The organism is Acetatifactor aquisgranensis, assembly GCF_943193215.1.
Taxonomy (GTDB): Bacteria; Bacillota; Clostridia; order Lachnospirales; family Lachnospiraceae; genus Acetatifactor; species Acetatifactor aquisgranensis.
Genome location: NZ_CALPDH010000034.1, coordinates 39549 through 51723, shown reverse-complemented (window position 1 = coordinate 51723; position 12175 = coordinate 39549). Strand labels below are relative to the sequence as shown.

9 protein-coding genes are annotated in these 12175 nt (G+C 35.0%); 1 reads left to right on the top strand and 8 read right to left on the bottom strand.

Annotated features, from left to right (window positions below; genetic code table 11):
* Positions 1-96 precede the first annotated feature (96 nt).
* On the top strand, positions 97-657 hold the full coding sequence (locus NFS35_RS23125) for a helix-turn-helix domain-containing protein (protein ID WP_251209424.1): 561 nt from the start codon (positions 97-99) through the stop codon (positions 655-657).
* 405 nt (positions 658-1062) lie between these two features.
* Here the strand turns inward: NFS35_RS23125 and NFS35_RS23120 are convergent, their stop codons facing one another.
* The 8 genes from NFS35_RS23120 to NFS35_RS23085 form a co-directional block, all read right to left on the bottom strand.
* A complete protein-coding gene (locus tag NFS35_RS23120; protein WP_183080572.1) occupies positions 1063-1233 on the bottom strand; it encodes a hypothetical protein in 171 nt (56 codons plus the stop codon).
* A gap of 126 nt (positions 1234-1359) precedes the next feature.
* Complete coding sequence (locus NFS35_RS23115) at positions 1360-2727, bottom strand: ATP-binding protein (protein ID WP_251209423.1); 1368 nt, start codon at positions 2725-2727, stop codon at positions 1360-1362.
* Positions 2728-2755: 28 nt separating this feature from the next.
* Positions 2756-3865, bottom strand: coding sequence for a hypothetical protein (locus tag NFS35_RS23110; protein WP_251209422.1), 1110 nt, complete (start codon positions 3863-3865; stop codon positions 2756-2758).
* Between the two features lie 107 nt (positions 3866-3972).
* Positions 3973-7251, bottom strand: coding sequence for a type I restriction endonuclease subunit R (locus tag NFS35_RS23105; protein ID WP_251209421.1), 3279 nt, complete (start codon positions 7249-7251; stop codon positions 3973-3975).
* Between the two features lies 1 nt (position 7252).
* Positions 7253-7786, bottom strand: coding sequence for a hypothetical protein (locus tag NFS35_RS23100; protein WP_251209420.1), 534 nt, complete (start codon positions 7784-7786; stop codon positions 7253-7255).
* Positions 7787-7792: 6 nt separating this feature from the next.
* On the bottom strand, positions 7793-9628 hold the full coding sequence (locus NFS35_RS23095) for an AAA family ATPase (RefSeq protein WP_251209419.1): 1836 nt from the start codon (positions 9626-9628) through the stop codon (positions 7793-7795).
* 176 nt (positions 9629-9804) lie between these two features.
* Positions 9805-10914: a restriction endonuclease subunit S gene (locus NFS35_RS23090; RefSeq protein WP_251209418.1), complete on the bottom strand. Its 1110-nt coding sequence runs from the start codon at positions 10912-10914 to the stop codon at positions 9805-9807.
* The gene (locus NFS35_RS23085) at positions 10901-12175 is read right to left on the bottom strand and encodes an N-6 DNA methylase (protein ID WP_330640421.1); all 1275 of its coding nucleotides are present in this window, start codon (positions 12173-12175) and stop codon (positions 10901-10903) included. The genes NFS35_RS23090 and NFS35_RS23085 overlap by 14 nt, the downstream gene beginning before the upstream one ends.

Here is a 12175-nt window from a genome sequence, read left to right as displayed (position 1 = left end):
ACAATACCTCCAACGTTTTGATGGTATTGTATCAAAGAAAAACAGGGAATAACAGATACGGATGATTACCTACTTACCTACAACGGAGGTTTTATTATGGCAATCGGCAAACGTATCCGCTTTTTCCGCAACCGAAAAGGCATGACACAGAAACAGTTAGGCGAAATCCTCGGTTTTCTCGGAAAGACCTCTGATGTCCGCATGGCACAGTATGAAACCGAAGCACGGACACCGAAGCACGACCTTGTAAAAGAAATGGCGGGTATCTTTGATATAAGCACCCACGCCCTCACCGTACCGGATATTGATACCTATATCGGGCTTATGCACACACTCTTTGCGTTGGAAGATATGTACGGGCTGAAAATCGGGGAGATTGACGGGGAAATCTGCTTGCGCCTTGACAAGTCCGACTATTCCACTTATACGTCCATGTATGATATGTTCCACGCATGGCAGGAGCAAGCCGCCAAACTGGAACAGGGCGAGATTACCAAAGAGGAATACGACCAGTGGCGGTACAAGTACCCTGAACTGGACACATCAAAGCATTGGGCGAAAGTCCCCTCACAGGCGGTCAGTGATATGCTTATGGAGGAATTTCAGAAAATCGAGAAAGAAGAAAAGAAAATAGCTAAAAAGAAAAAGCAGAAATAAGCATAAAAAGACCTTGCCGATATTCAGTTTCCATATCTGAACCCGCACTGTCGTGCGGTTGTCGCGGCATTCGTCAAATGGAAATGCAAGCATTCCCATTTTCCTCATTGCTCGCGCAAATCAGCAAGGTTTTCTTATGCCATTGATGTAATTATTTAGTGCGTGATGTTGAAAATGTTGCCAAATCGTTGCCGGCACCTAAACAAATTTGCTTGAAACCCACATAAACACTGGGTTCTTAAATCCCATTTCATCACTCGAACTCTTTTTCCAGTTCGTTGCAAGTCCTGTTTTACATTACTTTTTCTTACAAAATCTTATCATTTTGATGCGTTTTTATCTCTCGTTTATGTGGTTTCAAAGCTGGTGTACCCAAATTGTACCCACACCACAAATTTTCAATAATCACCTATGTGCATCAATAGTTAAACTGGCAAACGCCACTTGTAGTAGTTCATTTAAACAATTTGCTTGATCTATTGCTAATTTTATTTTTTCCTTTTCTTCTGTAGATAACTTTCGATTGCCATTATCCAAAAAATATTTTGATAATTCTTTCCATTGATGTTCCGTCATACTTATTTCCCTCATTCTTTCCAATTCGCTACACACATGTAGCGAATTACAATTTTTCTAAATTCTCATTATTACAACTTGGTCATTATCTTGGTCACTTTGACCAAGATGTGAGCGGATTAATCACTAAACATAGTATTTTTGATTTCCACTTTTTGGCTTATCTGGAATTGTCATTTTTAACTGTCCTGTTTTAATCATAGGATTAAGATAATGCCTTCTAAAAAAGCTCCTATCATTTATTTTAATATACTCCATAATTTCCTTAGCAGAATGTGGCTGTTTACAAAAGGCAATTATCATCTTAGTCACATCTTGGTCATTATCTTGGGCACTTTGACCAAGACGTGAATCTTCATTCCGCAACTCCAAATACTTATCACACGCCTTACAAAGCACCATAATTCCAGATGCGCTGATATTATATTCCGGCAGGCGTCCATCATACTTTGCACAAGCCTCCTTGATTTTGTCAAATCCTCTGCCCCATGCCTCTATCATACCACTTTTAAAGAAAACATTTGCCAACTTGGGATTATACGGTTTGGAAGAATGCTTTTCAAACAGTTTCTCCGTTGAATCCAGTTCAGACGGCATCTCTCCATCATTCCAGATATATATTTTATCCTCATATACGCTAATCTGGATAGGATTGCATGCGCTATAATCCTTGTGAACCACCGCATTCAGCAATATCTCACGGAATGCCTCCTGTGGAAACATAAACTGCTCAATCCTCTGAATCCCATCATAATAAATCAACGCTTTCAAATATTTCGTATAAACCAAATCAACTGTCTTATCAATCTGTTCAATCAGAGAGCCATGCACCTCATCTTGATATTTCAAATCAGAATCGGAATCGCCAAAATAACCAATCTTGATGTAAGAACCTGTAACCCATTTCTCTGGATCTTTATAGAATGCCAACATTGCTGCTCTTATCAGATAACCATCTTCATCAATTAGGTGAAGATTTTCCATCAATATTGTATCATCAACTTTTGTTTCTTCCTCTGTCAGCCTTCCTCTTCTTATCGCCTTTTCTTTCAGCAAATCAATTGCTTCTCTCCTTAAATCTGTCACGTTCAGCTTCGGTATTGGCATACCATCCCATGTTCTGCCCTGTGACTTCAGAATCGCTTTGTCCAGTTCTTTTCCTGTTATCGTTCTCATCGTGCTACCAGAACGATAAAAATATTTACCATGATAGCTAATGAGGGACGGGTACTTGTCTACAATAATCTCAATGTATTGCAAGTCATTTTCATATAGCAAATTGACATCTGCTACAATGCCCATCGTATCTGTAATTTTATTTGGAATAGACTCCAATAGTTTTTTCCTATCTTTATCGCTAAGCCCAACAACTTCTCCATTGTCATTCTTGCCAATATAAAGTGTTCCTCCATAAGCATTCGCATATCCGCAAATCCACTCTAAAAATTCATCATGCCATGATTCTTTCCACTCTATCGTCTGGTGTTCTGGCATATATTACACCTGCTTTCTATTTTCCAACCTATTCTTTCACATCTTGAATCACATTAATGATTTTATCCGCTGTTTCTTTGGTATCTTTATCATTTAACAAAATAACCATTTTCATTACCCTAACATCTATATCTAAACTAATCTGCAAATCATATTCTGACAACTTGTATAAATCACACAGCTTTCTGTGATACAACCATAACCAAATATATTTTTTAATTACCTTTTCTCTTTCGTATAATTCACTTACATCGTTGATATTTACCCCTGCATAACTGCCGTATTTTTTAATTTTATCAATTAAAACTGACTTATGAACCCGAATAAAATTCTCAGCATCTCCTTTTTGAGGAATTTTCAATGAATGTTGAATATTAAATTGTTGTAACAAATCTTGAAACTCATTAAATAGTGTATTTTGTTCTAAATAATAGTTAATGATACCAATATTATACATATAATTTAAAAACGGTTTTTCATCGTTAGAACGCATAAGAATATTATCTTTCCATGTTAAAACTAATTGTTCTTGTATATAGCTATTAAAAATCTCTTTCATAAATTTCTGCTCATCTGAACTCAATTCCAATCCCTTATTAATTTTGTTTTGAACAGAACCACCATATTCTAATTCCTTATCAGTCAAAAAATGTAATCTGTGAATATCAGAAAATATCGATGAGTCAATGATAATTTGAGGATAAACAGCTTTATGTTCTAAACTTACAGCTTCAATAATGCCTCTTCCTTGTATAATATTCTCTCCAATGTAAGCTGTTGACTTAACTATTCCACCACGAACTAACAATCCATACATTACAATGAAATTCCTTTGAATATCAGCTATGATTGATAGGAAAGCCAACAATTTGTATATCTCATTCTGTCCTTCTTCCACTCGCATTGCAAATGTAAAATTATCTGAAAAACCAATAAATTTTATCTCTATATTCTCTATTATTGGCACAATAGAAAAATTGCTAAACCTATTAAGATAACTTTTTATACCAGAAATCCCATCATAAATCATAGAAACTATATCATGAATCTGCTTTTTAGATGCATGTGTAAAAAAATCCTTGTATCCTAATATATCAAAATATGCAATATAATACTCTTTCTCATCTAATAAATCCATTTATACCCTCCTCGATATATATCAAATTCTTAAATATTAGCAACTGAAAATCCTGCTCAATAACCCTTTTTCCGACATCCAATATGTATATGTCTTGATATTATTACTTAACAATCATACTTATCTTTCGCCCTATATACTAACGCACTTTCAGCAACCATAGATAACGGTTCTTCTGCTGGAAACTGATATCTTGTATTGTCTGAAAATCCAGACTGCTTATCACCGGAAAATTTCTTAAAATTTTCTGCCTGCGCCATTACTTTTTCAAATATTTCTTCATCCCATTCAGGCGGATAACCGTTTTGGTAAAGGAGAACCGTCAAGTCCATATTAAGCTGGTTTTTAATATCATCACGAGTAGACCAGTCGGCATATTGAGCCTTATCATCCACGAGTTCTTTTATCTTCTTTGCAAGCACCAGGCATTTCTCATCTGCATAAGGAAAACCATGATCATCACGAACTTTCACCAAAATATCATAAAATGCCTTTTCCTCATACGTGATACCCAGCTTTTCAAATGATATTCTATCCTCTTGCAAATCCTGAAAAATATTCAGCAGCTTGTCAGATAAGTCATTTACAAAATCCGCAACCACTTCGCTTGTAAATACCAGTTTATCCCTGTTATTATATGCCTCAACAACCTGCTTCAATCGTTCATCAAATTCAACTGCCTTAACATTGTTGGTTTTCCCATACGCCGTAATTGTTTTGCGGAGCAGCTTTAAAAGGGCATTAAATTTAGTTATAGGCATCTTAATTGTGCTTAGTTCTTTCAGAAATTCATCACTAAACAAGTCAATCGACCGATTCTCATCCACAATACTTTCAATGCCTGTACAAGTAATTGCTTCACGAACCATATCTTCCACAACACGATTCATAACTTCTGTGTCAGGAGCTGTTCCTCTTACCTGCTTGTATATAATAGAACGAATCGCCAGATAAAACTGCGCTTTTGCGACTTCTTCATCTGTAAGCTCCCCAGAAGGAAAGCATATATGATAAGCCTCCTTTAACCGACGGGAAAGCCCCATAAATCTTGTCTGTATCTCTTTCTTCATTTGAATATATTCTGCTGCCTGACTCAGACAATTCAATCTCTCAAGCGGCTGACCGGCAAAAAAATCTCTTGCATCAAATTGAATCATCAATTCATCTATCATTGCAAGATGGTTACGAAAAATACCCAATGTAATGTTTAACTCATCAACTGGACTTTCCTGTGAAGCTCCATATTTTTTTATTGCCTCCAACATATCATTTTTAATGCCGATATAATCTACTACCAAACCTTTATCTTTCCCGTCAAAAACTCTGTTGACACGGGAAATCGTTTGAATTAGAGTATGTTTTTGCAATGGCTTATCAATGTACATGACTGCCAAAGCTGGAACATCAAAGCCTGTAATCCACATATCCACGACAACCGCAATCTTAAAATTAGAATCATTATTTTTAAACTGCTCATCCAATTTTTTACGATATTCTTTCGTACCACATGCCTGATATAATTCTTTTCTGTCATCCTTTCTTCTTGTCGCAACCAAATTTATTTTTGGTAAAGCGAGTAGCTTGTCCTTTTGCTCCTTCGTAAGAACGGATTCATTTTCTGCTTTCTTTGGAATCCCCCATTCTGGTCGTATCGCTTTGATTTCATTTAATACACGAAACGCAACTTGTCTGTCTGTACACACAATCATTGCCTTTTGTACAACTTCTGGCTTCTCTGCACACAAAAATTCATAGTGTGTCACAATATCACGAGCCAGCTTTCTTATCCGATCTGGATGCCCCAAAATAGCCGCCATACTGCTCATAGCACGTTTACTTGCTTCAATTTGCTCCTCAGTAGAGCCTTCTGCAGCACACTGGTCATAATATTTTTGTATTTCCCTTACCTGCTCATCTGAAACAATCACTCTGGCAAGCCGTGGTTCATAAGCTATCCGCACTGTTATCCCATCATCACTGGATTCCTTCATTGTATAACTGTCAACCACATCACCAAATACAGAAATCGTATCATCAATTGGTGTTCCTGTAAATCCGCAATAACAGGCATTCGGAAAACTATCTCTCAAATATTTCGCAAATCCATATGTAGTAAATATGCCGTCATCTGTTTTCTTCACCTTAGCGCCAATCCCTGTCTGTGTCCGATGTGCTTCGTCAGAAATACATATGATATTATTTCTGTCTGATAACAAACCTATGGACTCGCAAAATTTCTGAATGGTTGTAATATATACACCACCGCTTGGTTTATCCCTTAATGTCATGCCCAAATCTTCCCTGTCCTCAATACTGCGAACATCTTTTTCGTGAAGATATTTCTTTGCAGTAACAAACAGTTTTGATGTTTGTGTATCTAAATCCTCTCTATCTTCAATAATAATTATTGTTGGGTTTTGAAAAGCGTTACTATCCCGCAACGCAATCAGACGTGCAAGAAACAACATCGTGTATGTTTTCCCACAACCTGTTGCTCCAAAATAAGTCCCCCCTTTTCCATCACCTTGCGGTCGCATATGTACTTTTATATTTGCCAACATCTTATTTGCTGCAAAAAACTGAGGATAACGGCAGATAATTGCTTCGTTCTTTTTACTGTCATCTGGATAAAATATAAAATCCCGAATAATTGCTACTACACGTTCCTTTGCAAATGCCCCTGCAATCATTGTAAACAAAGAGCTGATACCATTAGAAACTTTGTCTGTTTCATTTGCTTTATTCCATGAATAATAATATTCATATGGTGTAAAAATACTACCCATCTTTGTATTCACGCCATCACTGATAATAGATAAAAAGCAATATTTCATCAGATTTGGTATATCACGGCTATAACAAATGGTAATCTGCTCCCATGCTTCAAAAATGGTTGTATCTTCTTCAATAGCAGTCTTAAATTCGCAAATTCCAATTGGAATACCATTAATAAAGACCAGCAAATCAGGACGGCGTAAATGTGTATCCTGAACAGAATATTGATTTACCACCTTGAAAATATTGTTTTCAGGGTGATCATAATCAATATAATCTATATGCAATGCAACTTTGCTGATGTCATCACGCACCAAATCAAATCCTTCATTTACCAGCCAGAATGTTTCTCGGTTTCCATTGTAAAGAGGAACTGCCGGAATAAGCGCAATCTGGTTTATAATTTTTTTCATCTCTGAATCGCTTATAGATTCCGATGCGTAACGATCTGAAATATATGCCTTTAAATCATCTATCAACAATATATCATCATATTTTCTGTGAATATTTTTTCCTAGAACATACTGATATCCCTGCTGTTTAAAAATTTCTATAATAGCCGCTTCCAGCTCGGCTTCTGTGAATTTGCCACGTTCAAATATATAGTCCACTTTACTCATCCTCTTTTTCACTGAATACATTTCTGACATAACTTTCTATCAGATAAGTATTAAGCGCTGCTGCCATATTGATAGATAGATTTGCCATTTCTTTTGTAATTTCTACTACTTCTTTTCCTGAACCATGTGAAGCAGTAGAATTATTTCTCACATATGGCAATGACAAAAGCACTTTTTCTCTAAATCCTTCTGTTGTCATACTTTCTGGTATATTACATATATTTATTTCCAATACCTGCTTTGTCAGCTTATCCGCATTTCCGCGATTTACATTGCACAATATCTTCAATACACTTTCATAACTTTTTTCCGCATTAGAAATTGCTTCCGCATAAGAACCCTTTTCCCAAAATTCTAAAGCTGTTGTCAGTTCGTTGAATGGTGCTTGGAAAACTGCATCACAATCTTTTAATTCTTTCATCAACGCAAGTGTCTTTTCCTTTACATCTAACTCAAACTTCTTTGCATCAATTTTTATGAATCTGTCATCATGGAATATCCTTTTCAACAAATAAACCATTGCCAATTGTATTTATTTAGCTTCTTCAAAAATTTTCTCTATCCGATTGAACAATGGTTCAAAGTCTATAAAATATTCTCTATCAACATCAAAAAGATCTTTCCAGAAATCATTCTTGTGCTTATCTTTCATTTTATAAAATTTCAATACATTGCTTCGTTGTTCTGCTTTAGTATTTGTCTTTAAGTATTCTTCAGATAGCAATGTTTCAATTTCAACAAAACAATCAGAGCTTGTTTTTTCACTTACATAATCATCTAATCGTTCAGGAATCGGAAGCATTAAGGCATATCGATTAGACTGATAGTGTTTTAAACTTAAACCTTCTCTAACCGAACCTGTTATAAGGGGAAATAGTTTTGTCTGATTATCTCTCTTTTTTGATAACTCCTCAAACTTTCGATATCCTTCATTGTCAAAATCAAATAAACATATAATCACTCTATTTTGATCATTAGTGACATTTGAACTTATCAATCTATTGTAAAGACCTCCACAAGAAAAATTTCCGTGCAGCGTAAATCCACAATGCTCCTTAAATTTTTCTTCGAGGTTTTCTTCTGATATGCCTTCAATCCCCTTAATCTTCAAAAACGCAATTTTGTATATTTGATCATACTTATCTTCTACAAACAACATTCTTTCAGATACTTCTGTGAGTTTCTCTAATTCAGCGATTCTTTCTTCCTGATTCTTGATTTTGTCATAGAACTGTTTGTTTGCTGTTCGTAACTCGCTGTAATCAAATTGCTCAACCTTTATAATTTTAGGAGAATCATTGTCTTTAGGAAAAACCTCGTAAAACTGAGCATACTCTGGAGCTAATGAAATAGTAGCCGACGAATGCGTTGTAATAATAATTTGAATCCCTTTTTCAATATAAAACTTTTCTATAACATGGTAGAAAGACTCAGTTAATGACGGATTGAGTGGAGCGTCATACTCGTCAAACAATACCAATTTGATGTCTTTGCTAATTTCTTCGTCTAATGATATCAAAGCAAGTTTCAAAATTGCTTTTTCACCATCACTTAAATCCATCAAATTACGAATATCGGTATCCTCTCTTAATTTGGGATTTTCTTCCATATATGGAGTGGTAAAAACATAGTCCGTTTTAAATCTATATTTAAAGTTCAATTCTTCAAATAGTTGATTTAAAATCGTCCATGGTGCAGTTTTTAACCACTCAAAGTTATCAAATACCGTAGTAGAGGCTGAACATTCGATTTGCTTATTAACTCTATCACAACAAGCTATGTAAAATAAATTACCTACCTGAGAAATAATATCATTTTCATTTCTCCAAATAAAATCACTTGGCAAAATACTTTCTATCTCAGATTTTGATAAATCAAAAACTTTATCATCAGAATAATTACTCTTTAATAAATCTACCAATCTGTTAATAGATCTCCAGAATGGATTTTTAATGTCATCATTGTTAAAGGCAAGAGTCCCGTCCTTATACTTTTCTGTTCTCTTATTATCACTGAAACTATTTTTGTGACAATGCATAATATTCCTCTCATAATATTCCCATGCGTCAGTGGCATAATTCTCTTTATAGGTAACAGAAAAGTGCCCAAATTCCTCCCCTAAATTAATATTGTCCCTAAAAGATAATAAAAGAATGCCTTCTAAATTCAAGGAAACTCCGCTATCCTGCGTTTGAACAATATTTCTCAATATTTTTTCTTTACTATTTTTCGCAATAATCTGCAATAACTGACTTTTTCCACTACCATTAATTCCAGAAACGACAATTAAATCACCCTCCAAACTATATGAAGTCCCCCCTTTATATACTTTATATGGCTCTAAAATGCTAATGTCCAATTTTTTCATAAACTCACCTTTTATACACAATTTTTTCTTTTAAACCTAATACTACAAACAAATCCGTATAGGATCTTTTTCACACGATTTGCTCGACTCTACCACAGATATTATCTTCTTCATCATGTCCAACATCTAATTAATTCTTTATATCTTTCAGAAAATATCATCATTCTACCTCCATACTATGCACTTGCTTCTTCCAGTGAACCTTTAATTAATATAGGACATAAATTTTTAATTTGTTGTTTCAATTTTTCATTGATACTTCTTCTTTCAATATACACTTTATACATTTCTACTAATGCTTTTTGTTTTTGAATATCTGGTATTGGTATTTCAATCTCACAAAATCTTTTTTTCTCCATTCCACTTCGTACATTGGTATCACTTAAAAACCATGCATACCTATCTGTTTCACTCCTTGAAAGCCACATCATAGCATATTCTGATAAAACCGAATCATCTATCAAATTAAATACAAAATATGCTGGTGATACAATAATTGGCTTGTCCTCCTTATGTAATGCAATGGGTACAGCTACATCCCTTCCAACATGCATAAGATTACAGGCAAATTGTCCTTTTCGTACAATTTTATATCTTGACAAATCTGCCCCACTCGCTACTGATGGCATAAACTCTTTATCTTTATTTACTCCATGAACTACTAAAATATCACCATCAATATTTCTAATATCCGATTCTTCTATCATTTCTCCTAATGGAATCCGTTTTTCATTATGCTTAAATTTTTCGATGGAAGCATCAATAGATAACTTCAAATCTTCCAATCCACGCTCATAACTCTGCTGATTTGCTACCATTGCAGTATAGATATTCACATATTTTTTCTGAATTTCTATAGAAGGAAGCTGAATTTCTATATCACCAAAAATATCCCAATCTAAATTTGCACGAACACTACCATCACTATAAAACCAACCAAGTCTATCCTTTTCTGTTGATAAAAAATAAATAAAAAAATACAATGGTACAATTTTATCTGTTTTTGTAACTTCAAATGTTATATATGCAGGAGAAACAACAATAGGCTTATCTTTTGTGTACATAGATAATCGAATACACTCATCACGTCCAGTTTGCATACCACTATACACAAACCGTCCTTTCCTAACTACTTTATATTTCTTTTCATCCAAATCATTAGTATTTGCAACTGTTAGCATAAACTCTTTATTAATATTTATACCATAAAAATCTCTAATGCCATTATCATTTTTTTCATATACTACTGTAATGAGTTCTTTTATTTTATACTTAGCCAATCCCATAACCAATCCCCCTAAACGCTTCTTCCAGCATAGTCTGAGATTGCTTTTCAGCTTTCAAAATATCTCTCATTTCTTCCTGAATACGTTCCATTTCCTTTTCATAATCAATATCCAAATCATGGTCAATAAACTCTATGTATTTACTTGGGGCAAGAGAATAATTCTTTTCACGAATTTCCTCCAACTTTACCCTCTGACACAGTTCAGGAACATTACTATATATAGAGATACCCGTTCCCTGCCAGTTATTGTAAATCTTTTTAATTTCTACAATCTGCTCATCTGTTAAAACCGTTTTCTTTTTCTTCTTACCTTTATCAATCACAATTTCTTCAATATTGGCATCCCATCTCCGTAAATCCATAAAAAGGACTTCATTTGTACGGTCACGCAATTGTCTGCCATTCACAATACCAGCTTTCTTATTCATATTTATAATCCACATTGTCACAGAAATATCTGTGGTATAAAACATATCACGAGGCAATACGACAATCGCTTCCACCTTATCTTTTTCCAACAATTCTTTCCGCAATTCATACTCTGCGCCATCTGCATTCAATGCTCCATTGGCAAGCAAAAATCCAGCGATACCATGTGTCACATCCAGTTTTGAAATCATATGAAGTATCCATGCATAATTTGCATTTGCCACCGGAGGCATAGCCTGCCAATTTTGAAAACGATAATCCTCCCGCAATTCATCTTCGCCTCTCCAGCCCTTCAGATTAAAAGGGGGATTTGCCATAATGTAATCTACCTTTTTGTCCTTATGCAAATCTTCAGTAAACGTAGATGCATTTTTTTCTCCAAGATTATGGGAAATCCCACGGATAGCAAGATTCATCTTACAAAGTCGCCATGTATCAGGATTACTTTCCTGACCAATTACAGAGATATTCTGTCTGTTGCCATTATGACGGTCAACAAATTTTAATGACTGAACAAACATCCCTCCTGAACCGCAACAGGGATCATAAACAATGCCACTATATGGCTCAATCATTTCCGCAATCAGTTTTACAAGACTCGCCGGGGTATAAAACTCGCCATCTTCTTTTGTTCCTGCTGCTGCATAAACCTGAAGAAAATACTCATAAACACGACCAATCAGATCTTCTTCCTGAAAACGCTTTTCAGTAATATTATTAACTTCATCAATCAAAGATTTAATTGCCGACTTACTCGCACCAAGCGTTGCAAACAAGTTCTGAGGTAATGCACCTTTTAAGGGCGGATTGCTTCCTTCGATATCTGCCAT

Excerpts from the sequence above, each read along its gene's own strand:
- NFS35_RS23120 (WP_183080572.1), bottom strand. The coding sequence starts at position 1,233 with ATGACGGAACATCAATGGAAAGAATTATCAAAATATTTTTTGGATAAT.
- NFS35_RS23115 (WP_251209423.1), bottom strand. The coding sequence starts at position 2,727 with ATGCCAGAACACCAGACGATAGAGTGGAAAGAATCATGGCATGATGAA.
- NFS35_RS23125 (WP_251209424.1), top strand. The coding sequence starts at position 97 with ATGGCAATCGGCAAACGTATCCGCTTTTTCCGCAACCGAAAAGGCATG.
- NFS35_RS23095 (WP_251209419.1), bottom strand. The coding sequence starts at position 9,628 with ATGAAAAAATTGGACATTAGCATTTTAGAGCCATATAAAGTATATAAA.
- NFS35_RS23085 (WP_330640421.1), bottom strand. The coding sequence starts at position 12,175 with ATGGCAGATATCGAAGGAAGCAATCCGCCCTTAAAAGGTGCATTACCT.
- NFS35_RS23110 (WP_251209422.1), bottom strand. The coding sequence starts at position 3,865 with ATGGATTTATTAGATGAGAAAGAGTATTATATTGCATATTTTGATATA.
- NFS35_RS23090 (WP_251209418.1), bottom strand. The coding sequence starts at position 10,914 with ATGGGATTGGCTAAGTATAAAATAAAAGAACTCATTACAGTAGTATAT.